25 protein-coding genes are annotated in these 24814 nt (G+C 61.2%); 18 read left to right on the top strand and 7 right to left on the bottom strand.

All coding sequences use genetic code 11. From position 1 onward, the window contains the following. Positions 1 to 201: 201 nt before the first annotated feature. A complete protein-coding gene (locus N2597_RS00440; RefSeq protein ID WP_183599706.1) occupies positions 202 to 858 on the top strand; it encodes a DNA methyltransferase in 657 nt (218 codons plus the stop codon). A 51-nt stretch (positions 859 to 909) separates the two neighbouring features. Here the strand turns inward: N2597_RS00440 and N2597_RS00445 are convergent, their stop codons facing one another. Then, entirely contained in the window at positions 910 to 1335 is a 426-nt protein-coding gene (locus tag N2597_RS00445; protein ID WP_183599707.1) for a hypothetical protein, read from the bottom strand. A 133-nt stretch (positions 1336 to 1468) separates the two neighbouring features. Here N2597_RS00445 and N2597_RS00450 point away from each other — a divergent pair, with 133 nt between their 5' ends. From N2597_RS00450 to N2597_RS00500, 11 genes are all read left to right on the top strand, one after another. Next, the gene (locus tag N2597_RS00450) at positions 1469 to 1597 is read left to right on the top strand and encodes a hypothetical protein (RefSeq protein ID WP_341356212.1); all 129 of its coding nucleotides are present in this window, start codon (positions 1469 to 1471) and stop codon (positions 1595 to 1597) included. Further along, positions 1597 to 2184, top strand: a complete 588-nt coding sequence (locus N2597_RS00455; RefSeq protein ID WP_183599709.1) for a hypothetical protein — start codon at positions 1597 to 1599, stop codon at positions 2182 to 2184. Before N2597_RS00450 ends, N2597_RS00455 begins: the two co-directional genes overlap by 1 nt. Positions 2185 to 2421: 237 nt before the next feature. Beyond that, complete coding sequence (locus tag N2597_RS00460) at positions 2422 to 3390, top strand: IS481-like element ISRel2 family transposase (RefSeq protein ID WP_341356213.1); 969 nt, start codon at positions 2422 to 2424, stop codon at positions 3388 to 3390. A 339-nt stretch (positions 3391 to 3729) separates the two neighbouring features. Then, positions 3730 to 4050, top strand: a complete 321-nt coding sequence (locus tag N2597_RS00465) for a hypothetical protein (protein ID WP_183599090.1) — start codon at positions 3730 to 3732, stop codon at positions 4048 to 4050. Positions 4051 to 4241: 191 nt separating this feature from the next. Continuing rightward, on the top strand, positions 4242 to 4613 hold the full coding sequence (locus tag N2597_RS00470; RefSeq protein WP_183599088.1) for a cell surface protein: 372 nt from the start codon (positions 4242 to 4244) through the stop codon (positions 4611 to 4613). A 155-nt stretch (positions 4614 to 4768) separates the two neighbouring features. Continuing rightward, on the top strand, positions 4769 to 5068 hold the full coding sequence (locus tag N2597_RS00475) for a hypothetical protein (protein ID WP_183599086.1): 300 nt from the start codon (positions 4769 to 4771) through the stop codon (positions 5066 to 5068). A 218-nt stretch (positions 5069 to 5286) separates the two neighbouring features. Continuing rightward, positions 5287 to 5955, top strand: coding sequence for a class I SAM-dependent methyltransferase (locus N2597_RS00480; RefSeq protein WP_096762975.1), 669 nt, complete (start codon positions 5287 to 5289; stop codon positions 5953 to 5955). Between the two features lie 280 nt (positions 5956 to 6235). Next, entirely contained in the window at positions 6236 to 7117 is an 882-nt protein-coding gene (locus N2597_RS00485; RefSeq protein ID WP_096762974.1) for an aldo/keto reductase, read from the top strand. Positions 7118 to 7721: 604 nt separating this feature from the next. Next, complete coding sequence (locus N2597_RS00490; RefSeq protein WP_096762973.1) at positions 7722 to 8999, top strand: alpha/beta hydrolase; 1278 nt, start codon at positions 7722 to 7724, stop codon at positions 8997 to 8999. 84 nt (positions 9000 to 9083) lie between these two features. Then, entirely contained in the window at positions 9084 to 10334 is a 1251-nt protein-coding gene (locus tag N2597_RS00495; protein WP_183599084.1) for an NAD(P)/FAD-dependent oxidoreductase, read from the top strand. Positions 10335 to 10368: 34 nt separating this feature from the next. Next, positions 10369 to 11406: a proline racemase family protein gene (locus N2597_RS00500; RefSeq protein ID WP_096762971.1), complete on the top strand. Its 1038-nt coding sequence runs from the start codon at positions 10369 to 10371 to the stop codon at positions 11404 to 11406. A gap of 61 nt (positions 11407 to 11467) precedes the next feature. Here the strand turns inward: N2597_RS00500 and N2597_RS00505 are convergent, their stop codons facing one another. Further along, the gene (locus N2597_RS00505) at positions 11468 to 13000 is read right to left on the bottom strand and encodes a winged helix-turn-helix domain-containing tetratricopeptide repeat protein (RefSeq protein WP_183599082.1); all 1533 of its coding nucleotides are present in this window, start codon (positions 12998 to 13000) and stop codon (positions 11468 to 11470) included. Between the two features lie 118 nt (positions 13001 to 13118). On the opposite strand from N2597_RS00505, the gene N2597_RS00510 reads away from it, so the two are divergent. Both N2597_RS00510 and N2597_RS00515 read left to right on the top strand, forming a co-directional pair. Beyond that, the gene (locus N2597_RS00510) at positions 13119 to 13553 is read left to right on the top strand and encodes a cupin domain-containing protein (protein ID WP_106797058.1); all 435 of its coding nucleotides are present in this window, start codon (positions 13119 to 13121) and stop codon (positions 13551 to 13553) included. 115 nt (positions 13554 to 13668) lie between these two features. Beyond that, positions 13669 to 14151 carry a RidA family protein gene (locus N2597_RS00515; protein ID WP_038686594.1) on the top strand — a complete coding sequence of 161 codons (483 nt, stop codon included), beginning with the start codon at positions 13669 to 13671 and terminating at the stop codon, positions 14149 to 14151. Positions 14152 to 14214: 63 nt separating this feature from the next. Here N2597_RS00515 and N2597_RS00520 read toward each other — a convergent pair whose 3' ends face one another. Further along, positions 14215 to 15762 carry a putative bifunctional diguanylate cyclase/phosphodiesterase gene (locus N2597_RS00520; RefSeq protein WP_106797060.1) on the bottom strand — a complete coding sequence of 516 codons (1548 nt, stop codon included), beginning with the start codon at positions 15760 to 15762 and terminating at the stop codon, positions 14215 to 14217. A 412-nt stretch (positions 15763 to 16174) separates the two neighbouring features. Here N2597_RS00520 and N2597_RS00525 point away from each other — a divergent pair, with 412 nt between their 5' ends. Continuing rightward, positions 16175 to 17179, top strand: coding sequence for an NADP-dependent oxidoreductase (locus tag N2597_RS00525; protein WP_183599080.1), 1005 nt, complete (start codon positions 16175 to 16177; stop codon positions 17177 to 17179). 28 nt (positions 17180 to 17207) lie between these two features. Here N2597_RS00525 and N2597_RS00530 read toward each other — a convergent pair whose 3' ends face one another. Further along, a complete protein-coding gene (locus N2597_RS00530; RefSeq protein ID WP_106797061.1) occupies positions 17208 to 17789 on the bottom strand; it encodes a TetR/AcrR family transcriptional regulator in 582 nt (193 codons plus the stop codon). Positions 17790 to 18027: 238 nt separating this feature from the next. Beyond that, positions 18028 to 19302: a DUF892 family protein gene (locus N2597_RS00535; RefSeq protein ID WP_183599078.1), complete on the bottom strand. Its 1275-nt coding sequence runs from the start codon at positions 19300 to 19302 to the stop codon at positions 18028 to 18030. A 254-nt stretch (positions 19303 to 19556) separates the two neighbouring features. On the opposite strand from N2597_RS00535, the gene N2597_RS00540 reads away from it, so the two are divergent. Then, the gene (locus tag N2597_RS00540) at positions 19557 to 21446 is read left to right on the top strand and encodes a PAS domain S-box protein (RefSeq protein WP_183599094.1); all 1890 of its coding nucleotides are present in this window, start codon (positions 19557 to 19559) and stop codon (positions 21444 to 21446) included. Next, positions 21443 to 21820 carry a response regulator gene (locus tag N2597_RS00545; protein ID WP_225881451.1) on the top strand — a complete coding sequence of 126 codons (378 nt, stop codon included), beginning with the start codon at positions 21443 to 21445 and terminating at the stop codon, positions 21818 to 21820. Before N2597_RS00540 ends, N2597_RS00545 begins: the two co-directional genes overlap by 4 nt. A 26-nt stretch (positions 21821 to 21846) precedes the next feature. On the opposite strand, the gene N2597_RS00550 is transcribed toward N2597_RS00545, so the two are convergent. Together N2597_RS00550 and N2597_RS00555 are read right to left on the bottom strand one after the other, a co-directional pair. Further along, the gene (locus tag N2597_RS00550) at positions 21847 to 22317 is read right to left on the bottom strand and encodes an RbsD/FucU family protein (RefSeq protein ID WP_183599076.1); all 471 of its coding nucleotides are present in this window, start codon (positions 22315 to 22317) and stop codon (positions 21847 to 21849) included. Further along, a complete protein-coding gene (locus tag N2597_RS00555; protein ID WP_038686605.1) occupies positions 22301 to 23548 on the bottom strand; it encodes an ROK family transcriptional regulator in 1248 nt (415 codons plus the stop codon). Before N2597_RS00555 ends, N2597_RS00550 begins: the two co-directional genes overlap by 17 nt. 226 nt (positions 23549 to 23774) lie before the next feature. On the opposite strand from N2597_RS00555, the gene N2597_RS00560 reads away from it, so the two are divergent. Further along, positions 23775 to 24794, top strand: a complete 1020-nt coding sequence (locus N2597_RS00560; RefSeq protein ID WP_106797062.1) for a sugar ABC transporter substrate-binding protein — start codon at positions 23775 to 23777, stop codon at positions 24792 to 24794. Positions 24795 to 24814 lie beyond the last annotated feature (20 nt).

The raw sequence follows: 24814 nt of genomic DNA on the forward strand, positions 1-24814 counted from the left end.
TCAATGGATTACCCTATCTCCAGAAGCAAAATAGCGTGGCAATTGACAATCAGAAGTTCCGCATGGCTCCTGAACGGCAAGGTCATCCGACGCTTCTCCCAGCCTGTGCGCAGAAACTTTTGCCGCCGGCTACGATGAAGCTCTTCCGGTCGCAGCAGAGTTGCTGTGCCCGGTGACCGAAGTGGGTGGAGGGAGTTTGCCGTGACGATCTCAGAATTATTGACGGTCTCCAACCGACATCAATTCCCTTTGCCGGATTTTCAGAACGGCGATGAAATCAGGTTCCCCGGCGCTTTGGTGTCGGCATTGCTTGATCGGTTTACAAAACCAGGAGACGCCGTCTTCGATCCCTTTGTCGGCTTGGGAACGACGTTCTTTGTCTGCGAGCAGAGGGGCAGGCTCCCTTATGGGATAGAAGCCGACCGGCAGCGATATGAATGGGTCAGGGAACGCATCACGGCAAAGCATCATCTCATCTGCGGTGATAGCGCGGAGCTGGCAGCCTTCGATCTTCCCGAGATGGATTTTTGCATCACATCGCCGCCATACATGCCCCATTGGCATAAATGGAACCCGCTCTATAACGGCGATCCCGATTATGACGGCTATGATGTCTATCTGAAAAGAATGCAGGAAATATACGGTCGGATCTGCCAACGCATGAAGACGAACGCCTATCTTGTCGTTCAAGCCGACAATCTGACCAACGAACAGTTCTCCCCACTTGTCTGGGATCTGGGAAGAGCTTTGTCAGAGGTTATGACGCTCGAAGGGGAGTTTATGGTGAATTGGTCTGAAGCAGTGGAAAGCGGCAACCGATTCACCCAGTGCCTCGTGTTCAGGAATACGGGCGGATAACAAACTTGCCGCAACGGTCGCTCCATCCGCCCCAAGGCAGCGAAGCGAAAACTATTGAGCGGTCGGGAAGTCTCTCTCAAAGGCTTCCCTTTCTTTCTTCCCGTAGGCGGATGAGTAATAGCCGCTGCAGATCAGATAAGAGCACTCATCCGGGTCGCCCATTTCCCATCCCGGCAGGCAGGTGACCACGCGCTGGAATTTTTCGTTGCAAAGGCCGTGGTTTGCCAAGAGCCGCGGCTCGTTTCCGAAATACGCGCTTATGGCTTTCTGGCGAGTCCATGCAGGAACGACTTTCCAATCAGCGTCGCCGCCCTCAGCGCTAACATTGCCGGTTGCACAGAGCGACCAGTTGGAAATCACGATCGGCTGATCGCAGGCAAAAGTCTGGGCGGCGCTTCCCAACAAGATCGAAACCAATGCCAGCAGCCGCTGGCCATAGATCATCGCGCCCTTCTCCCTCATGTCTAACTTTCGCATCCTGGCCTCCACCGCGCGCAATTAACCTGTCACCATTCTTCAGATGACATTCACAATTGAGCTAAGATTATTTTCCTAGTTCATGAAACGTTCTTACGCTAGATTGCCGGCCGTTGCAACCATGGAATGTTGAATGTCGAAGAATATTGTAACGATTGCCGATGTCTCCGCTTGGGCCGATCTTTCCCTCCGCAGGCGTGAAAAGAGGAGTTCCTCTGTCGTCTCTCGCAAGGGCGTGCCGGCAGCCGAGGTGATGGTCTGATGGCGGAATTCAACCCTCGTGACAGGAGCCGCACCAGTGCCGGCAAGACGCGGTCGCTCGTGCGCAAATTTACCAAGCCGCCGAGCGGGAGTGATGATGGCAGCCTTCGCTGGCAATGGTTGACGATCCAGCTGCTGGAATCGCCGGCGTTCACCTCACTGAGCGCCAATGCCAGCCGCGCCTTCTTCCGCATCATCATCGAGCACACCGCACACGCCGCCCTGGCAAATGGCAGGCTTGTCGTCACCCATCCGCAGTTCGTTTCCTACGGCGTCACCGGCGAATATGTGGCCGATGCCCTCGACGAGCTGGACTATAAGGGCCTTATCAAGGTCCGCCGCGGCCGGGCGGGCAGCGGTGTGGCGCATCCGAACCTCTTCACCCTGACCTTTGTCGGTGACCATGAAGGCGCTCCGCCCACGAACGATTGGCGGCGATGCACGGCGGAGAGATGCCGGAATTGGTCGGAGGTCGACCGCAAGCTTGCCGCCGACAAACGCGGGCGGGTCGGCCGAAAGAAAAAAGCGCCACTTCGGGATCCCGAAATTCCCCCGCTTCGGGATCCCGAAATTCGCCGCGCCTCGTGAGCGGTCGGGGCGAGGGAAGAGGCAATGATTTCAATGCCCCTACCAATTTCGGGATTCCGCAATGCTATATAGATTCTGGTGGGGAATTCCTGATGAGCCCGCAAGATCAAACCGGAAGCTAGCAGAGCGGTTGCCTGCTGCCGGCATGCCTAGATGTGAGCTTTCGGGAGGTTGTCCATTCAAAGCGGATTTAGGAGACTGGAGCTATCACACCTCGAGTCGGAAGGATCGCCGCGAATGAACATTCATAAGAATGCCCGACTGACGCCGTTGCGCCGGGAACAAATGGCGCTTGCTGTTATCGAAGGGCATCTGACCCAGGCTCAGGCAGCACAGGCCTATGGCGTCGCGGCCAAGATCGTCGCCCGTTGGGTCGAGCGTTTCAAGGCCGGTGGTCGAGAGGCGATGCTCGATCGTTCCTCCCGACCTCATGCCATGCCCCGGCAGACCAGTCAGGCGCTGGCGGAGCGCATCATCACGCTTCGCCGCCAGCGCCTGACTGGCAAGCACATCGCGATCGAAACCGGTGTATCTGCAGCGACGGTGAGCCGGGTTCTCAAGCGCGCAGGCCACTCCCGCCTCAAGGATATCGAGCCGGCCGAGCCTGTGCGTCGTTATGAACGCCAGGCTCCCGGCGAGATGATTCATATCGACATCAAGAAGCTCGGCCGGTTTCATGAGGTCGGCCACCGCATCACCGGCGATCGCACTCGCCAGAGTTCGCGCAGAGGCAAGAGTTGGGGCGCCGGTTGGGAATGCGTTCATGTGGCCATCGACGATGCCTCTCGCATCGCTTTCTCACAGATATTGCCGGACGAGACGAAAGAAAGCGCCGTGGCCTTCTTGAAGGCGGCATTGGCCTATTATGCCAGCCTCGGGATCGCGGTCGAGCGCGTCATGACCGACAATGGTCCCTGCTACACATCAAAGCCATTCGGCCAAGCTTGTCGCGACAACGGCCTCAAGCACGTTCGCACCAGACCATATACGCCTAAAACCAACGGAAAGGCCGAACGCTTCATCCAGACCGCCCTCAGAGAGTGGGCCTACGCCGTCGCCTATCCCAACTCGGACATGCGCGCCGCCGAACTGCCACGATGGCTTCATCGCTACAATTGGCACAGGCCTCACGGAAGTCTAAACTCAAAACCACCAATCACTAGGCTCGCTCTTACCCAGGACAACCTGTTGAGGCTCCACACCTAGAGCCTTTCCTGGTTAGATTGAAGCATTCTGCCGGAGCAGGTTTTCGTCGGGGCAGAGGCGATTGGCGACGGGCATACCCCAAGGTATGTCCGAGCCGATCACCTCTGCCCCGACGGAAAGATGCCCGGCCCTTCGGGTTGGCTGAAACGGGCCGGCTGATCGACCGGCCGGCTTGGCCGTAGAACTGGGCTACGACGCGCCCCGACCGGTCGACCATCCGACTCCGTTTGAGCCAACAGAATGCTTCAATCTAACCAGGAAATGCTCTAGCTTCGCGCAACCTTGCTGGTGTATCCGCGAGCGTGACGATGTTTGACGCGCTTTCGGCCGGAGGAATGCATGGCGATGGGAATTTTTCGGGCTCTGGCCGCGGCGGCGATGTTGGCGGTTCTTGCCGGCTGCATCGATTATGCCAACGACCCGGTGCTGCTGGCCGTCGGCGTGCCGGTCAATCCGCCGGCCGTTGCACGCGGCATCTGCATGACCGACGGCAATGCCATGTATGAAGAGGCGAAGCGCCAGTATGAGCTGCGCGCCCAGCTGACCGGATATGCGAAGGCCGATGCGCTAGAAGCCGAAACGACGGCACGTGCCGCCGCCCACCGGCAATATGTCGCCTGCCTCTCCGGCCAAGGCTACCGCACATTATACGCGAATTGAGAACAGAGAATTCATATTTCCTTGCCAGCGCCGTCGGTGCGCTTCGCCCGATTGCGACTTTTCACAAATTCTCGCGGTAAGGTCACGCCGGATCGCTTGCAATCACGAGTTTTGGAAGCTGCGCGTGATGGCGGAACTCCACTTGCCGCAAAGGCATTTTCTCGAGGTAAATCCACAAAGGAGGGTTTATCATGAAGATATTCAGCCTTGTCCCTTTGACCGCCGCCCTCGGCACCCTTGTCGCCCTCGCGGCAATCCCGCCGGCTGAGGCCGCGCCTGTTCCCACGCTTCGGCCGCCCCTCATCTCGGAGGCGAAAGCAGTGCAATATAAGGCACATGCCGGCACCTGGCACGGCTATCGGGGCTTTGTCGCGGAACGTCCCGGCACCCGTCGCCATGCCGATGGCTATTGGTATCCGCTGGCTGCCTTCGGCGTCGAACCCGGCACGACAGGCTCGATCATCCGCCAGCCGGTGAACAGGCCGGCGGCTCCGACAATGTGCAACCCTACGTTTTCGGGATCGATTGGTCCCGGCAGCATGCCCTGCGACAACGGCTATTGAGCCGGCAAAGGGAAGAGGCGGCGATGAGCCGCCTTTTTCTATCTTGGGGCGCCGCTCACATGTTCGTGACCCCTGTTGCGGTGCGGTAGTATGTGACAGATCCGCTTCCTAACTCCTCGGCGTAAATTCCCTCAAATCCTCCCAAGGAGACGATCATGATCACGACCTTCAAGAGCGGTCTGGCCGCCGCGGCCCTCGGCGCAATGCTCGGCCTTTCCTCGTTCTCGGCCGAAGCGGCTCCCCTCCAGTCGAGTGCGACGGAGCAGGGCGCGGTCAAGCAGCCGGTTGCCCAGGAAGAAACCCAGATGCAGCACGACAGGCGCACCACCGGTTCGATCGGCGAGCGCGGTCCAAATACTATGGCTTCACCCTATATGATGAACCCGAAGAAGCCGCTCAACATGGATTGCAAACTCGGCTTCAACCCGACCAGCAGCTCCAGTTGCAACTATTGACGCCTCGCGACCGGTGAGGGGCGGCTTCCGGGCCGCCCCTTTTCCATCCGGGTGGTGGCCGAAACGGCCATGGATGCAGAAACATGCCGGACGCCGCTGGAAAAAATCGTCGCAAACGCCGGCTTGCACAGGCGATTGACGTCTCTGCCTTGGAATTGCCATGCTGGCCGCGATGGTCGCATTGATACTCAATTGAATTTCAGACAGGTGGAACAGTCATGACCGCAAAGGCTGCATGCTCCGACTTCCTGCATTTTTTCCGCTCCTGGGTCAGCAATCCGCTTCGGGTGGCCGCCATCGCGCCGTCGGGCGATTCGCTGGCCAGGATCATGACCAGCGAAATTGCCGCACTTGATGGGCCGATCATCGAGCTCGGCCCGGGCACCGGCGTGTTCACCCGGGCGCTGCTCGCCCGCGGCGTCAGCGAGGCGGATCTCACCCTGATCGAGTATGGGCCTGAATTTATCAACGCGCTGCAGGCGCGTTTCCCGGCCGCGCGCGTCTTGCAGATGGATGCCGCCCACCTTGCCCACGCCGATATTTTCAAGGACGAACCGGTCGGCGCCGTCATCAGCGGTCTGCCGCTTCTGTCGATGTCGCCGCGCAAGATCGCCTCGATCCTTGCCGGCGCCTTCACCTATATGCGGCCGGGCGGGGCGGTCTATCAGTTCACCTATGGCCCGCGCTGTCCGGTGCCGCGGCCGATCCTCGACCGGCTCGGCCTCAAGGCCGTGCGCATCGGCGGCACGGTGCGCAACCTGCCGCCGGCCTCCGTCTACCGGATTTCCCGCCGCAAGCCGCTGGAGCTTTCCCGCGAGCGCCTGCGATACCGCGATAGCGACACCGAAATGGAACTCGCCGCCTTTTCCGGCGAAACGGGCGCCTGAACGGCAGTCGTTAACATAGGGGCGCCGGCATGGCTTTGACGCCATGTTTCCGGCGTCCTCCCTGTTATGTCAGTGGCACCATCCTATATCTCAAGCGTCGCGGCGCCCGCATTGCCGATGCGGCGGCGGCGGGCAGCTCACCACTATCTTGCCAGCGCCAAGGGCAGGGCGGACAGTCGCGCTTCGAAAGCCGCTTCCAGCTGATGCCACCGGGGGCTCGGCAGGGTTCCGCCGTCCCGCAGACTTCAAACCATTTTCATTGACCAAGAGAGGAAAGATCATGGCCAGTTACAACGCAGCCAAGTCAGGCACCTTCAGGATCGGCGGGGAGATCGAGGTCAATCGTCTCGGTTTCGGCGCCATGCGCGTCACCGGCAAGGGCATCTGGGGTGAGCCCGAAGATCACGCCGAATCCATCCGCACGCTGAAGCGCCTGCCGGAGCTTGGCGTCAATTTCATCGATACGGCCGATTCCTACGGTCCCGATGTCTCCGAATGGCTGATCAAGGAGGCGCTGCATCCCTATGGCGGCAAGTCCGTCGTCGCCACCAAGGGCGGTCTGACCCGACACGGCCCCGACATTTGGCTGCCGGTGGGCCGTCCCGAATATCTGATCCAGCAGGCGCATAAAAGCCTGCGCAATCTCGGGGTCGAGCGCATCGATCTCTGGCAGCTTCACCGCATCGATCCGAAATTGCCAGCCAGGGAACAGTTCGATGCGATCAAATCGCTGCTCGACGCCGGCCTCATCCGCCATGCCGGCTTGAGCGAGGTCTCCGTCGCCGATATCGAGGCTGCCTCGAAGCACTTCAAGGTCGCCACCGTCCAGAACCGCTATAATCTCGTCGATCGCACCAGCGAGGACGTGCTCGATTATTGCGCCAAGCACGATATCGGCTTCATCCCCTGGTATCCGCTCGCCGCTGGCGATCTCGCCAAGCCCGGTTCGCTGCTCGATACGATCGCCAGGAAGCATAATGCGGCCCCCAGCCAGATCGCGCTCGCCTGGGTGCTGAAGCGCAGTCCTGTCATGCTGCCGATCCCCGGCACGTCCAAGGTCAAGCATCTGGAAGAAAATGTCGCGGCCGTCGACATCACGCTGTCGGATGAGGAGTTTTCGGCACTGGATGCCGAAGGCCGGAAGCTATTCAATGCGGCGTGAGGGGACGACGGCAGCCGATGAGAGTGCGCTTGGCTTGCCCCTCACCCTAACCCTCTCCCCGTTTTACGGGGAGAGGGGACGTGCCCTGCGAGAGGTTGGTGGGGAACGGAGAGGTCGCGGCATATCCCCTTCTCCCCGCGAGCGGGGAGAAGGTGGCGGCAGCCGGATGAGGGGCGCCCGTCGGCGATCAACGAGGCCACATTTTCCGGCAATATTTTGACCACCTGGTCAAACATGCCGCAAAATGAGGCGTTGATCTGTCATTTCGAGGGCAAGCATTGCACTGGATGCATTGCTGCATTGCGGTATTTTCGCTATTCCCGATCAAATGAATGGGCTATCACTATCTTCGTAAGCAGCGCACTCCTCCTCCCAGCGCTCTTACATCGGACTGACAACACTCCTCCTCCCAGCGCTCTTACATCGGACTGACAACACTCCTCCTCCCAGTTGTCAGTCAGGATCAAGAGCCTGGCGCACCTCCTCCCGCGCCAGGCTCTTTTCTTTTTCCCCCAAAGTTTTCCCGCGGTTTGACTCGGCAGGCGTCGACGGACTATTTGAACGGGCGCCCCTGTCCGGTGCGCGCACCGGTTGGAGTTTGATCATGATCGGCAGATGGCGCGTCCCGCATGCGGCCCAGACAGGTCTTCTGCTTGCAGCGCTGGTGCTCGCCGGCTGCGGCGGCAGGCCGGTCGGCGTCATGCAGGCGGCCGGCACGGTGCCGCCGGGCACCTCGAAGGTCGATCTGCTCGTGGCGACGACGCGGGCTGCCGATGACAATCCCGCCGTGCTGTTCTCCGGCGAACGCGGCACCGGGCTCACGGTCAATGCCGTCGATGTCTCCATTCCGCCGGATGCCAATCGCAAGGTCGGCCAGGTGCAATGGCCGAGGCGGCTGCCGGCCGATCCCTTACGCGATTTCGTCACCGTGTCCGTGGATCCGCTCGAAGGCGAGCGGGCGGGCGAGACCTGGCTGAAGACCCATATGCCGAAAAGCCGCCGCGTGCTGGTCTTCGTGCACGGTTTCAACAATCGTTATGAGGATGCCGTCTACCGCTTCGCCCAGATCGTCCATGATTCACATGCCGACGTGGCACCTGTCGTCTTCACCTGGCCCTCGCGCGCCAGCATCTTCGATTACAATTACGACAAGGAAAGCACCAATTATTCCCGCGATGCACTGGAAGAACTGCTGACGCGAACCGCCGCCAATCCCGCCGTCAGCGACATCACCATCATGGCGCATTCGATGGGCACCTGGCTCACCGTCGAAGCACTCAGGCAGATGGCGATCCGCAACGGCCACGTCGCCGGCAAGATCAACAATGTCATCCTCGCCTCGCCGGATCTCGATGTCGACGTCTTCGGCCGCCAGTTCGCAAGCCTCGGCAAGGACAGGCCGCATTTCACCATCTTCGTCTCGCAGGACGACCGGGCGCTCGCCTTGTCGCGGCGCATCTCCGGCAATATCGATCGCCTCGGCCAGATCGATCCCTCGGCCGAGCCCTATCGCAGCAAGCTCGAAGCGGCCGGCATCACCGTGCTCGATCTCACCAAGCTCAAGGGCGGCGACAGGCTGAACCACGGCAAATTCGCCGAAAGCCCCGAAGTGGTGAAGCTGATCGGCGACCGGCTGATCGCCGGCCAGACAATCACCGATTCCAATGTCGGCCTCGGCGAGGCCGTCGGCGCCGTGGCGATGGGCGCTGCCCAGACCGCCGGAAGTGCCGTCGGCGTCGCTGTCAGCACGCCGATCGCCATCTTCGATCCGCGCACCCGGCGCAATTACGACGCTCAGCTAAAACGTCTCGGCCAGTCGGTGGACAATACCGTCGGTTCGGTCGGCGACAGCGTCGGCGCCGGCCTGCCCGCCACCCAGTAAAAATTTCATAGGCAATCAACGTCGTTCTGATATATCAGGCTGGCGAAGCGGCGGTCTTGTCAGCCGTGCGGTTGGGTTGATGGCATGGCTGAAGAGACGAAGAAGAAGGTTGTTGTCGTCGGCGCGGGGGTGATCGGCGCCTCCATTGCTTTCGACTTGCAGCGACGGGGCCTTCAAGTGACGCTGGTCGACAAAGGCGCGCCGGGACGCGGCACCTCCTTCGGCAATATGGCGAGCATCGCGCTCGATTTTGCCGCTGGGTCCGGCCCTTCGACCTGGAAGAAAATGCCCGGCTGGCTACTCGATCCCGAAGGCCCGGTCTGGTTGCGGCCCTCCTATGCAGCAAAAATGCTGCCCTGGTTCCTGCGTTTCCTTGCCGCCGGCCGCCCGTCGCGCCTCAGGGAAATCGAAGATGCCGGCATGAGCCTGTCGCAGCGCGCGCTCGGCGATTTCAGGGCGATGCTGCAGGCGATCGGCGCCTCCGAGCTGATGACGGAGGAGGGGTGTCTGGCGATCTACGAGACCGAGGCGGAATTTGCCGCCGACCGCAGCCACCTCGCCATGATGCAGCGCTACGGCCTCGAATTCGAAGTCTTGAGCACCGGCGCCATCCAATATTATGAGCCGGCTCTTTCGCCCGTCATTGCCAAGGCCGTGCTGCTGCCCGACAACAAGTCGATCCGCGATCCCTATAGACTGGTGGTCAAACTGGCCGAGGCGGCCAAAGCCGCGGGCGCGGCCTTTGTCTCCGGCGCCGTCAGGAACATCGAGCGCAAGGGCGATGGCGCCGTCGTCGTCCTCTTGGAAAATGGCGGCCGCATCGAGGCCGATTCTGTCGTGCTCGCCGCCGGCGTCCACACGCGATTCCTGGCCAAAAAACTGGGCGAGCCGATCCCGCTCGAAACCGAGCGTGGCTATCACACCCAGATCATGAAGCCGGGCATATCGATGCGCTATTCGGTGATCTGGCCGGCGCGTGCCTTCATGGTGACGCCGACGGCCGGCGGCATCCGTGTCGGCGGCAATGTCGAACTCGCCGGTCTCGACGCCGCGCCGGACTTCCGCCGCCCGCGCGTGCTGGTGCGCCACGCCCAGCGGGCGCTGCCCGGCCTGAAACTCGAAGAGGCGACGGACTGGATGGGCCATCGCCCGGCGCTGCCCGATACGATCCCAATCATTTCGCCGTCGTCGAAAATGCCGGGTGTTTTTTATGCGACCGGCCACGGCCATCTCGGCCTGACCTATGCCCCGACGACAGCGCGGCTGATCAGCGATATGGTGACCGGCATTGAGCCGCCGGTCGACATGCGCCCGTTCCGCATCGACCGATACTGATGAGAGCCGTGACCTCAGAACCGGAGTTTTCGATATGAGATGGAAGCGCACGATCCAGTTGCTGGACGTCCATGCCGAAGGCGAGATCGGCCGTGTCGCGATCGGCGGCGTGCCGAAGATCCCCGGCGATACCATCGCCGCCCAACTGCATTGGCTGAACACCGATCCGAAGGGCGACGAGCTTCGCCGCTTCCTCTGCCTCGAGCCGCGCGGCGCCCCGATCGGCTCAGTCAACCTGCTGCTGCCGGCGCGTCATCCGGAAGCGGACGCCGCCTTCATCATCCTGCAGCCCGACCAGGCGCATGCGAGCTCCGGCTCGAACTCGATCTGCGTGACGACGGCGCTGCTCGAAGCCGGCATCGTCGAGATGCAGGAGCCGGAGACCATCGTGACGCTGGAAACCGCCGCCGGCCTCGTCAAGGCGACGGCGACCTGCCGCGACGGGCGCTGCGAAAAGGTCAAGCTCACCATGGTGCCGTCCTTCGTGCATGAGCTCGACGTCGAGATCGACACGCCGCATTGGGGCAGGATCAAAGCCGATCTCTGCTATGGCGGCATCTTTTATGCGCTGGTCGATGTCGGCCAGATCAATCTCACGATCGAGAAGGCCAATGCCGCCGGCCTCGTCCAGGCCGGCATGATCCTCAAGGAGCTGATCAACCGCGACATCAAGGTCGTCCATCCCCAAATCCCGGCAATTTCAGGCGTCGCCTATGTGATGTTCCGCGATACCGAGGCCGACGGCACGGTGCGCACCTGCACCACCATGTGGCCGGGACGGGCCGACCGCTCGCCCTGCGGCACCGGCAATTCCGCCAATCTCGCCGCGCTCCATGCCCGCGGCAGGGCGAAGGCCGGCGACGTCTTCACCTCGAAATCGATCATCGGCTCCGAGTTCGAGGTCGGCCTGCAGGCGGTGACCGAGGTCGCCGGCCGCCAAGCCGTCATCCCCACCATCACCGGCCGCGGCTTCACCTTCGGCCTCACCCAGGTGGCCCTCGACCCCTTCGACCCGCATCCCTCAGGCTTCGCACTGACGGATGTCTGGGGGCCGTCGGCGGGGGAGATTTGAATTGCTCTGCCGCCTGCCGGAGCGTAATGACCTTGCCTGCGACTTGCTCGCAAAAGGGCCTTTAACGTTCCGCTTCTTGCAACAGCCCGCTGAGGCGGGTCGCCCACGGCTGGTTGCCATCCCGGAACGGTCCAAGCGCATCGCCGGCAGGTTCGGGAATGCCTTTGGCGGCAGCGGCAAAGCGGCGAGCCTGCTCAAAATGTCCCGTGGCCATATGGCAGCAGGCCTGGAGGCGCATGAGCGCCGGCCAGTCGGGCCGCGCCTTTAGGGCCGTATGTCCCACCGCGAGCGCGCCCTCGACATCGTCCGAAAAGAGCCGCGCGAGCATCAGCAGGCTGAACCAGACCCCATTCTGCGGATCATGCGGATTGAGTTCGAGGCCGCGAGACAAAGGCTTGCGTGCGCCGGCCGCATCACCGGAAAAGAGCCGGGCCATGCCGAGGACGAGATGCCCGAGGGCGAAGCTCGAGCCGAGCTCGATCGACCGTTCCGCGGCGAGGATCGCCTGGTCGGCTCGACCCGTATAGGCCGACACGATCGCCAGCGCATAATGTGAGTAGGGGTTTCGCGCGTCGAGATAGATCGCCCGCAGGGCGGCAGTTAACCCTTCCTGGCCATCCGCGGCGGGATCGTCCGTCCAGCCGTAGGCGATGAGGCCGGCATTGACCCGCGCCCGCCAGATCTGCGCCTCCGGAAGCATGGGGTCGAGCTCGGCGGCCTCGCGGAAAAATCGTCTTGCCAGAAGGTGGGTTGGCTGTGAGACCTTGTGGAAATTGAATGTGCCTTGGCGGACAAGGTCCCAGGCCGTGATGTTGCCGGTGTGGGGAGCGACCGCAAGCCCGTGGCGCAACAGCAGCTCCGGTTCGACCGCCGCGGCGATCCGCTCGGCGATGGCGTCTTGTACCGCAAATATCTCGGCCAGCTGAAGGTCGTAATGCTCGGACCAGACCGTCGCGCCCTTGGCCGCGTCGGCGAGGTGCACCGATATCCGGATCCGATCGCCGGTGTACCGGATAGCCCCATCCACCAGAAAATTGATACCGAGTTCGAGCCCGACGGTGCGCGGATCCCTGGAGCCATTCCATCTTGCGAAACTCGCTCCGCGTGACGCGACGCGCAGCCATCTAAACCGGGTGAGCGCGATGATCAGGTCGTCGGCGATACCGTCGGCCAGATATTGTTTCTCAGCATCGCCGCCCAGATTTTCAAACGGCAGGACTGCAATACCGGGGTTGGGTTCGGCTTGCGCATGCCACCCGCTATCGGCTCCGTCGGTCAAGCTCTCCACCCGGCCGGAAAACCTGTAGCCGAGCCGTGGGACGGTGACGATCCATTCGCCGCCGTCCGATGCGGGGCCGAGCAGCTTGCGAAGCGCGGCAATCTGAACGGAAAGATTGCTTTCCTCGACGGCCAATCCCGGCCAGACGGCATCCATCAGAGCCGATTTGGCGACGACGCCCCCTTGTGCCGCAAGCAGAACGGCAAGCAGCGAAGCGCCGCGGGCGCCGATGGCGACAGGCCGATCGTCACGAAGCAAGCATCCGTTCTCGGCAATGAACTCGAAATGGCCGAATGCAAGGTGCTGGGTGTTCATGGCCGGCTATGATACGCCGATTTCGCAGCTTTTCGGAATTTTTCGGCATCGCTTCAGGACTTGCGCCGGCTGAGCGCGCAGAGTCTGTTTCATCGCCGCCACGAAAATGGTGAGAGCCATGAAGAACGAAGCAGCCCAGCCGAAAAATCCTTCTGCAGTAACCGCAAAAGTCATCAGCGGCGGCGACAGCCATATTGCCAAGCAGGGATCTGTCTACCGATCGGGCGTCTCGGCTGAGAGCGTCGGATCGACCATGCTTTGGCTCGGGAGGATTTCGCTGCCCGCAGGCAGGCGAACCAGCGCCCATCGCCATGAGGGACACGAGACCGCCCTTCTCATGACCGCAGGCCAGGAGATCGAGATCTGGTCGGGGCCGAAGCTCGAACGCTGCGAAACGGTACGCCCCGGCGACTACCTGTTCATTCCGGCCGGTGTTCCGCACGTGGCCGTCAATCGCAGCACGGAAGACGCCGAATTCCTCGGTGCCCGCAACGATCCCGCGGCGAACGAGAGCGTCATTCTCATGCCGGAGCTTGACGGCATCGTGCCCTAAGCGGGTCGCGATCCTTGGATTTGGCCGCCACGCCCTAAAGCCCCGGTTTTTCGCATATCGCCATCGCAAAACCACTGGCCGCTTTGGCGCGATCTAATCACATGGGAGGTGCATCATGGCCATCATCGAACAACGTCTGGCCGAAATGGGTCTGCAATTGCCCGAACCTTTGAAGGTTCGCGACGGCCTGAAATTGCCCTTTGCCTGGGTTCGGGTGCGCGGCACCCGCGCTTATATTTCGGGTCATGTCGCCTGCAACCCGGATGGGACTTTGGCAAAACCGCTGGGCAAGGTCGGAGCCGAAGTTTCGCCGGAGCAGGGTTACGCATCGGCGCGGCTCGTCGCCTTGGCCCATCTCGCCAGCCTCAAACGCGCCGTCGGAGACCTCGATCGGGTGACGGCGTGGCTGCGCGTTTTCGCCATGGTGAATGTTGCGCCTGATTTCAATGAGACGCCGCTGGTCACAAACGGCTATTCCGATCTGATACTGGAACTCTACGGTCCCGACGCCGGCGCCCACGCACGCTCGTCCATCGGCATGGCCATCCCGTTGAATGCGCCGGTAAACTGCGAAGCGGAAGTCGAAATCGACGGTTGATCTCTACCGGGCGAGGGGCATCGATTGTCGCTCCTGCCCTCGTCAGGCGAACGCATGGTTTCGTCAAAGACGCTGCAGAATCCTGCTGTCGACCTGATGTGCGGTGATCTCCTCAATCGGCGCAGGTCTGCCCAGCAGATATCCCTGGCCGAAGTCACAGCCGAGATCCTGAAGCCGCTGAAGTTGGCTCTCCTCTTCGATGCCTTCGGCCGTTATCCTCACGCCCAGTCCGGTGCCGAGAGCGACGATGGCCTTGATCACCTTGTCCTGCTTGTCATTGGTCTCGAACGAAGCGACGAAACTCCTGTCGATCTTGATCTTGTCGAACGGGTAGCTGGACAGCTGCGAGAGGCTGGAAAAGCCCGTTCCGAAATCGTCGAGAGCAATCCTGACCCCCGCATTCACCAGATCGTCGAGGACAATCCTTGCCGTGACCGCGTCCTGGATGATGGCGCTCTCCGTCACCTCAAGCTCGACCCGGTGCGCGGGCAGGCCGACATCGCCCAATATCTTGAGAATTCTAAGGCCCAGCAACCGGTCGCTCAGCTGGATCGGAGAAAGATTGAAGGACAGGACAAGCTCGCTTGGCCAGGAAAGCGCATCGGTGCAGGCGCTGCGAAGCAGCTGGTCCGTCAATTCGACGATCAGGCCGGCTTCCTCCGCCACTGGAATGAATTCGCTCGGCGGGATGAATTCGCCGGACGCCGTTTTCCAGCGCGCCAGCGCCTCAAAGCCGATGATCTTGTTTGCCTTCAGATCCACGAGCGGCTGATAATAGGGAACGATCTCGCCCTTCCGGATGGCCGCGCGCAGATCGCCTTCTATCCTGACCCGCTTCGCCAGCTCGTCTTGCATCGAAGGCACGAAGGGCTTCACCAGATTGCGGCCCTGCTTTTTGGCGACATACATCGCGCAATCAGAATGCCGGATGACCTGACCGAGCTCATCGCCGTCCTCGGGATAAACTGCGAAGCCGACACTGGCGCCGAGGTCGACGGCGACACCATTGAATGTGAACGGCTTGCCGATGGCGCTGACGATGCGGTTCCCCAAAGCGACGAGATCGGGATGTCCGCTGCGGCGCGCCAGGACCACAAACTCGTCTCCGCCGAGGCGGAAAACGTGCTCACGGGGAAAGAGCGAGGAGAGCCGCTGAGCAACGGTCTTCAGCACCGCATCACCGTGATCGTGGCCGAGGAGATCGTTGACCTTCTTGAAGCCGTCGAGATCGATGCTGAACACGGCATAGGTTTCTTCTGCCCTTTGATCGATCATCGCCTGCGCGCATACGGACTCCAGAAATCTGCGGTTCGGCAGCTCGGTCAACGTGTCATGACAGGCAATCCAGTCGACATGTTTTTCGGCCTGCAGCCTGCGATGAACCTCCCTCGAGAGATCCCGGATCCTCAGCGCGGAATAGACGACTCCCAAAAACCCGGAGACATTCAAGGCAAGCAGCGCATGGTCCAGGGGATAGCCGTGATACCGTTCGATGAACCCATCCAGCCTCTCGTGCCAATCGAAGAACCAGGACAGGCAGAAAAGAAGCAGGAAGATCGAGAGCCAGCCCAATATCTCCATCTGGGGTCTGCTCGATTGGATGCGAGGCATATGAACGGGCTCCTGTTTTGTAAAGAGCCATCATGGCCAGTTCGCAGGACCGCATCGTCCTTGCGGTATCGAGACCGCCACAAATCATTCGGGCGGAATTGAAAGGCCGGCTTGCGGTCGCGGTCAAGCGCGCAGTCAAGTTCGAAAGACTATTGTGAGCGTCGAAGGTTAACGGTGAGTTGCCCTGACCAGGGGTGCCGGGGTTTCGCTGCGCACAACGGATAGCTTCGCCGCAAATCGGATGAAGCGTCGGATCGGAAATAATCGCTTGACAACTTTAATGATGAGAATCATTAATCATCTATGATGATAAACGTCATTAAAAATCTCATGACGGGACTAGGTCGTCGTCTACGACATGGGTCCACGCCGATTTGAGCCTTTGGCTGACGCCGCAACAGGAGAAGGCCCCGTGCAGGCATTCGTCGTTGATAAATACAAGAAGAAAGGCGCTCTGCGTCTGGCCAACCTGCCGGAACCGGAATTGCTGGACAATGACGTCCTCGTGCGGATTCAGGCCACCGCCGTGAACCAGCTCGACTCCAAGGTGCGGGACGGGGAGTTCAAGCTTATTCTTCCCTATCGTCCGCCCTTCGTCCTCGGGCATGACCTCGCCGGAACGGTTGTCAAAGTCGGATCCAGGGTGAGGCGGTTGAAGGTGGGTGACGAAGTCTATGCACGGCCTCGCGATCATCGGGTCGGGACATTCGCCGAATTCATTGCCATCGATGAAGCCGATGCGGCGCTGAAGCCGAGCAACCTCAGCATGAGCCAAGCGGCGTCCATCCCGCTCGTCGGGTTGACCGCCTGGCAGGCGCTCGTCGAGGTAGGTAAGATAAAGCCCGGCCAGAAGGTCTTCATTCAGGCCGGCTCCGGCGGTGTCGGGACGTTCGCCATTCAGCTCGCCAAACATCTCGGCGCGACGGTTGCGACGACGACGAGCGCAAAAAATGCCGAGCTGGCGAGAAGTCTCGGGGCGGATGTGGTCATCGACTACAAGACGCAGGACTTCGAAAAGATCTTGTCGGGCTACGATCTGGTGCTGAACAGCCAGGATCCGAAGACGCTCGAAAAGTCGCTGGGCGTGCTGAAGCCGGGTGGCCGGCTCATTTCCATCTCCGGTCCGCCCGAACCGGCATTCGCCAGGGAGCTCGGCCTGAACCTGTTCCTGAAACTGGTGCTGCGGCTGCTCAGCCGCGGCGTTCGCAAAAAGGCCAAGCGTCTCGGCGTCGCTTATTCATTCCTGTTCATGCGCGCCGAGGGGCGGCAGCTGGTTGAGATTGCCAACCTGATCGAACAAGGCGTGATCCGGCCGGTCGTCGACAAGGTGTTCCCGTTTGAAAAGACCGGAGATGCGCTGGCCTATGTCGAGACCGGGCGCGCCAAGGGCAAGGTGGTCATCGAGGTCGCTGATTGAGGTCGGTCGCGCCGGCCTATGCGTGCCCTTATCGTTCCCGCATCCGATTCTCAATGGCGTCGCGGCAATCCGCCCGGCAGGCGTCGAGCAGCTCGTCCGCCAGCGGGGAATCGTCCGGACAGGCCCTCGAAAGCACGATTGCGCCAACCGCTTGAGCGAGGATGGCGATAGCTTGCGCCCGCCCGCCGGCGCCGGAAGCGTGACGTTGCGCAATGCCACCCTCCACCGCGCGCACCAGCTTATCTATTCCGTCAGCGAAAACGGCCTTGGTTTCCTTAGGCTGTCGAGCGGCATCGCAACTCAGTGCCGCGGCCGTGCACCCCTGGCCGCGCCCATCCCGGTGTTCGCGTGCAAGATAAAGCTCCATGACATCGAGGACGTCGTGACCGGCGTAGCGCTGCAAGGTCTCGCTCAAACCGTTCTCGGTCGATTCCGCGATCAACTCCTCCTTGGAGCGGAAGTGATTGTAGAAGCCGCCATGGGTGAGCCCTGCGCGCTCCATCAATTCCGCCACGCCGACGCCATCGAAACCGCGCTCGCGAAACAGCTCTGACGCCGTTGCGATAATCCGGTCGTAGTTTTCCTGCTTCTTTTCCTTCGTGATCCGCACGTCACGATCCTTTCGACGGCCAATTTAATCTATGATGTCAGCCGTCATTATAGCTCGAATTATTGATTATGCATATCATTAATATTGGCGGTCAACAAAGGCAGCTCTTGCGGCGGCGATGCGCCTGCACGCAGGCGGCACCACGTCTCCTCACAGGCGCGGTGCCGTCTGTAGCAAACTTCGGCTTATGCGGGCCCGTCGCCGTCAAGCCGGATCACGCGTTCCTCGCTCCTGTCGGCTAAACTGTCAGGACGCTACTTGGCATTCTCGCCGCCGACATCAGGGGTTGGGCAACCTGATCCAGCAACTGTCCCGCATTCTGCTCTTCGCCCAGCGACAGTGTGAGCAGTTGAGCGACCGCCGGCTGCGTAAGTTGAAGGGCCAGATTGCGAGCGGTGGTGTAGGCGGCAATCTCGTAGTGCTCGACGCGCAACGCCGCTCCGATCAAAGCCAGATCAGCGGGAGCGTCTTCCTTTTTCTTGCCTTCCGCCATCACCTCCTCGCCTTCCTCTACTAGGCCGGCCATGCCCTTGCATGGTTTGGCGCGAGGCGACGTGCCGACAATGCGCAGACATTCGTTCAGGCGCTCGATCTGCCCCTCCGTCTCGACAAGATGGTTGCGCAGCAAGGTCTGGAGCTGCTGAGTGCGGGCGGCTTTCTGCATCTTGGGAAGCGCCTTCAACAGCTGCTTTTCCGCATGCAGGAGGTCACGGAGCTCATCCACAAGGACTTCCTGGATCGCTTCTGCTCCGTTCGGAGGGGCGCTTCGAGCGTGGATTGCCGTTCCCCCGTTTTCCACTCCCGGGAGATCATGGAAGGCCGGCGCCTCGACAAACTCCCACGGTTTTCCTTCATTCCAGGGGCCGCGGGTGTCGACCTCACCCAAATCCCCTTCACCGGTGGAATCGTTGAAGAACTGATCGACCAGTCCTGCAGTCGGCGCAATCCTGCCGACGCTCAGCGGCGGCTTGCCCATGCTTTCGAGGGCCAGGGCGAAAGCACGCATGTGGGTGATCTCTCTGGTCATCAGGAACTGCAGCGCATCCTTGGTCCCCGGATCGCGGCAGAAGTCGATCAGGCGTTCGTAGACGATCTTGGCACGTGCCTCCGCGGCTATATTGCTTCGCAGATCCACGTCCAATTCACCCGTTATTTTGAGATAATCGGCAGTCCAGGGGTTTCCCATCGAATTGAAAAGGTTCACCCCACCGCCGCCTGCAATGGCGATCAGCGGGTCGGCTTCCGCCTCTTCTCTGACGGACTTCAGCGGCTTGAGGTGCATCCTCGCAAGAGTCCCGACGATCTCGAGGTGACTGAGTTCTTCGGTTCCGATGTCCATCAGGAGGTCCTTCCGTCCGGGATCCTCGCAATTCAAACCTTGAATAGAGTATTGCATGGCGGCGGCAAGTTCGCCGTTTGCGCCACCGAACTGCTCAAGCAGCATATTGCCGAATTTCGGATCAGGTTCGTCAACCCGAACGGTATACATGAGCTTCTGTACATGGTGATACATTGGGGTCCTCCTGGTTCGATGCCGACTAACCGCCTTATCCCAGGAATGTTCCCGGTCTGTGGCTGCTGCTGCCGCATCTGATTGGCGTTCAACATCAGCCCCGCCGGTGCCTCCATGACTCGTTAAATTCCGAACTAACGCTAGATCAATCCAAGGTACGCGTGATGCCGGCGATCACCGGTCGCGCATTGTCGGGAACTGATCTTCTTGCGGGATGTTCGAGAGGATTCGAAATGACACGTCCGAGGAAGCAAGTGTTGGATCATGGTCAGCTACTCAAGCGCCAGAAAGTCCTCGCCGACTTCGGGGAATTCGCACTTCGCTCAGATGATCTGGATGCCATCCTATTCGAGGCCTGCCGTCTGGTTAGCGATGCGGTCGAAACGCAGCGCTCCAAGGTATTGGAAATTCACGAAGGTGGAAAAAAGCTGCGAGTGCGAGCGGCCATCGGATGGCAGCCCGACATCGTCGGCCTCGAGTTGGACATGGACGACTATTCGTCCGAAACCTATTCGATCCGGACCGGCGAGCCCGTTATCACTCAGGACGTCACCAGGGAAGAGCGGTTCAGAATTCCCATGTTTATGAAAGAGGCCGGTGTCGCCGCGCTCGCCAACGTGCCGATCTTCTTGCCGGCCAACCGTGCTTACGGGCTGTTGCAGGTTGACGACGTCGAGCCGAGGGATTTCGGGGAAGAAGACACTCAATTCCTTCGTACCTACGCCACGATCCTCGGACCCGTGATCGACAGGCTCCACAAGGTCCAGGCCCTTCAGGCGACAACGGAACGTTTCTCTATCGTCGTGGAGAAGGCCCGCGACTATGCGATTTTTGTCGCAGACGCGCAGGATCGGATCGTCGACTGGCATAAGGGCGCTGAGAAGGTCTTCGGGTGGACGGCCGAGGAGGCCGCGGGAATGTCGTGCAGCGAATTATTTACGCCTGAAGATCGGACGCGGGGGGAGGATCGCAACGAGATCGAGACGGCCAGACGCGAGGGTTCGGCGCCCGACGTGAGATGGCATTTGCGCAAGGACGGCTCGCGGGTTTTCGTCGACGGCTCGACCGTTTGCCTGCGAAACCCGGACGGCTCGGTGAGGGGCTTCCTCAAGGTCGGCCAGGACGTCACGGAGCGGCGGCGAACCGAACAGCGGCTTTATGAAAGCGAAGCCTTGCAGCGCTCGCTTATAGCAGGCGTTCCCCAACTGGTCTGGCGAGCGCGATCGCTCGGCCATCGCATCTGGTCAAGCCCGCAATGGGAGAGGTTCACTGGACAGCGCAACGAAGACAGCGCTGGAATGGGCTGGCTGGACGTCATCCATCCCGAAGACCGCGACCTTGTGATGGCGGCCTGGAGGGACGCGGAAGCCAAGGGCGGGCTCGACTGCGAAAATCGTATTCGCCGCGCTTCGGACGGTGAATATATCTGGCACCACAGCCGCTCGCTTCCGGCAACCGGCCTGGAATTCGAGTGGCTGGGGACCTGCACCGATGTGCAGCAACTGAAGGAACTCCAGGGCAGGCAGGAGGTCATGCTGGCGGAGCTCCAGCATCGAACCCGCAACATCGTTGCCGTTATACGCTCGCTGTCGCTGAAGACGATCGAGTCAAGTATGACGCTGGACGACTTCGCCGAGGCATTCAGTCGTAGGCTTGCTGCCGTCGCCAGAGTGCAGAGTCTTCTCTCCCGGCTGGGCGAAGACCAACGGGTTACCTTTGACGAACTGCTTGAGGCCGAATTGGCCGCTCATGTCGGCGGTAAAGAAAAAATAATGCTCGATGGACCGCGCGGAATACGGCTGCGATCGCGGGCGATTCAAACATTCGCGCTGGCGCTGCACGAACTGGCGACCAACGCCGTCAAATATGGGGCTCTGGCGTCTCCACGGGGCTGCCTGACGATCCGGTGGCGCCTCAAGAATGAAGGCGGCGGGGCGCCGGCCCTGTTTCTGGAGTGGGTGGAAACCGGAGTTGAAAACATGCCGTCTGACGACGCTCCACCGCGGGGCTCCGGCTACGGTCGCGAACTGATTGAGCGGGCACTCCCGTATCAGCTCAAGGCGAATACTACTTATGAAATAGGCGCAGATGGCGTTCGCTGCACCATTCTGGCCCCCATAGCCATAGATGGGGGAAAGGAATGAAAGACATGACGACGATGAACTCCCTTGCCAGCCTCGCCATTCTCGTGGTCGAGGACGACTATTTCATCGCCGACGAACTTGTGCGCTCCCTTGCTCGTGCCGGTGCCCAGGTGGTCGGCCCGGTCGCTTCCGTGGGCGACGCCCTTGCACTTCTCGACGCTACCGCTCATCTGGACTTCGCCATGCTCGATCTCAATCTGGACGGGGAGTCGGCTATTCCGATCGCAGACAGGCTGGTGGCACGGAACATTTCCTTCGCCTTCGTCACCGGGTACGGTTCCGGTGGAATTCCCCCGAGGTTCAAGACAATCCAACGGCTAGAGAAGCCTGTGGAGATGGCGTGGGTCGTCAAGGTGATAACCAGAGACTTTTAGCGGGCATCGGGCCGGCCGGAAATGCTCTAGTAGACGAACGGATTCACCTCGGCCGCCTGGCCGCCCTCCTTCGGGTAGATCACGCCCTTGCGCAGGATGATGTTGGCATAGAGCCTGGGCTCGCTGGTCTGGATCAGCGCATGGGCGGCCCGCACCCGGCCGTAGAAACCCTGGCCGACGAGCGGCACCACCTGCCGATGGGGCTCGTGACGGGCGCAGCAGTCGATCATCTCCTCATGCACGGGATCGAGCTTGTCGCGCTCGGCCTTGACGGTCGAGCGGAAGATCGCCTCCGGCACGAAATCGTCGATCGGCAGCACGCTGAGCACGGCATTGAGCACCGGAATGAGATGATGGCCGTCGAGCCGGATCAGCCGGCGGGCATGTTCGACGCCGGGATAGTTGCCGTCGACAATGGCGATCTCGTCGCCGTGGCCCATGGCGCGCAGCGTGAAAAGCAATTCCGGGCTCAGAAGCGGATCAAGTCCCTTCAGCATGGTCTATCTCCTTGAAGAGTACGTTCTGGTCTGTGAGGTAGCGCGCAAAGATCGGCAGGCTGGCGCCGCCGATGGCGCGCGCCTGCGCGCCGACCGCGCCCTCGATGATCTCGGGCATGACGACGCCCTGCAGGTCGAGCTTGGCGGCTTCGTCGATCGTCGCCTGCACGACGCGGCTGCGCACCCAATGAGGAAAGCCGCCGTCGATGACGGCAGCGCTGAAATCGACGATCGAGGCGGCCGCAACGATTGCCTGCGCCAGCGCCTTGGCGGTGTCCTGAATCCAGATTTCCATCGGCTGGCCGAAATCCACCCAATCGTCGGCGGAATACCAGAGCGGCTCGGGATCGATGCCGCGCTCGCGCAGCATGTTTTCCAAAACGAAGATCGAGGCGATTTCGAGCAGCTGCTTGGTTTCGCCGTTCCTGTCGCGCACGGGCAACGGCCCGATCGCGCCCGCCGTGCCGGTACGGCCGGAAAAGATCGCCGAATTCAGCACGATGCCGCCGCCGATGAAGGAGCCGATGAAGAAATAGACGAAATCGGGATAGGAGGGGCCGACGCCGAAGACGAGCTCGGCGCCGCAGGCGCTGGTCGCATCGTTCTGCAGGAAAACCGGGTGGGAAACGCGCGCGGCGATATCGGCCTGCAGGTCGACGTCGCGCCAGACCTCCATGGCGCCGGGCGGCGCTCCGACTTCTTCGGCCCAGTTCCACAGCTCGAAGGGGGCGGCGATGCCGAGGCCGGCGATACGGCTGCGCTGCTTGTCGTCGAGCCGGCTCTCGATCTCCTGAATGCCTGACGTGACGAAGGCGAGGATTTCGTGCGGCAGCGGATAGGCATAGGTCCGGTGCAACTGCATGCGGATGCGGCCGACGAAATCCATCAGCACCAGATCGGCGCTGCGCCGGCCCATTTTCAGGCCGAAGGAATAGACCGCGTCGGGATTGAGATGCATCGGGATCGACGGTTGGCCGACGCGGCCGCGCACCGGTGCGCCGCGAGACAACAGCCCTTCCTTTTCCAGGACCCGCATGATCACCGACACCGTCTGCGCCGACAGCCCGCTGCGGCGTGCAATGTCGGCCTTCGACAGCGCGCCGTAAAGGCGCACCAGCGACAGCACGAGCCGTTCATTATAGGCCCGCACCCTGACCTGGTTCGCACCTCCGGCCGGATTTAGAATTGGCGGCGGGACCGGTGTGTGTTCCCGTCCATCCAAAGACGACATGGCCGCTCCTCCCAATTGTTGGCCTATGCCCTAATTCAATCGAGCATGCCACATCGAATTAATAATTCAATTGGATTTATTTATTGACAAGCCGATTTCTTTCGCTCTTAATTGCCAGCGTCAAGGGCACGGGCGGCTTCGGAAGCGACAAGCGACCGAAGCGAAGTGTCACATCTCGAAAATTCCGGCCCGCACGGGCGGCGCCGGCAAACTCTGGGAGGAGTTCATGAAGAAATCAGTTCTCGCTTTCGGCGCGCTCGCGCTCGGCGTCGCTTTTTCCGCACCTGCCATGGCGGCTGATGTTTCCGCCTGCCTCATCACCAAGACCGACACCAATCCCTTCTTCGTCAAGATGAAGGAAGGTGCGACGGCCAAGGCCAAGGAACTCGGCGTTTCGCTGAAGTCCTATGCCGGCAAGGTCGACGGTGATAGCGAAAGCCAGGTTGCGGCGATCGAAAGCTGCATCGCCGACGGCGCCAAAGGCATTCTGCTCACCGCCTCGGACACCAAGGGCATCGTCTCTTCGGTCAAGAAGGCGCGTGATGCCGGCGTGCTGGTCATCGCGCTCGACACGCCGCTCGAGCCGGCCGATGCCGCCGACGCCACCTTCGCCACCGACAACCTGCTCGCCGGCAAGCTGATCGGCCAGTGGGCCAAGGAAACGCTCGGCGACAAGGCCAAGGACGCCAAGGTCGGCTTCCTCGACCTGACGCCGTCGCAGCCGACGGTCGACGTCCTGCGCGACCAGGGCTTCATGATGGGCTTCGGGATCGACCCGAAGAACCCGGACAAGATCGGCGACGAAGACGACAAGCGCATCGTCGGCCATGACGTGACCAACGGCAACGAGGAAGGCGGCCGCAAGGCCATGGAAAACCTTCTGCAGAAGGATCCTAGCATCAACGTCATCCACACGATCAACGAGCCGGCCGCTGTCGGTGCCTATCAGGCGCTGAAGGCTGTCGGCATGGAAAAGAACGTGCTGATCGTCTCGGTCGACGGCGGCTGCCCCGGCGTCAAGTCGGTCAAGGAAGGCGTCATCGGCGCCACCTCGCAGCAATATCCGCTGCTGATGGCGTCGCTTGGCATCGAGGCGATCAAGAAGTTCGCCGATAGCGGTGAGAAGCCGAAGCCGACGGAAGGCAAGTCCTTCTTCGACACCGGCGTCTCGCTCGTCACCGACAAGCCGGTTCCCGGCGTCAAGTCGATCGATACCAAGGAAGGCACCGACAAGTGCTGGGGCTGAGCCCGATCTATTGAAAGAGA

Origin of the sequence: Rhizobium sophoriradicis (genome assembly GCF_025200795.1) — a bacterium.
Classification (GTDB): Bacteria; Pseudomonadota; Alphaproteobacteria; order Rhizobiales; family Rhizobiaceae; genus Rhizobium; species Rhizobium sophoriradicis.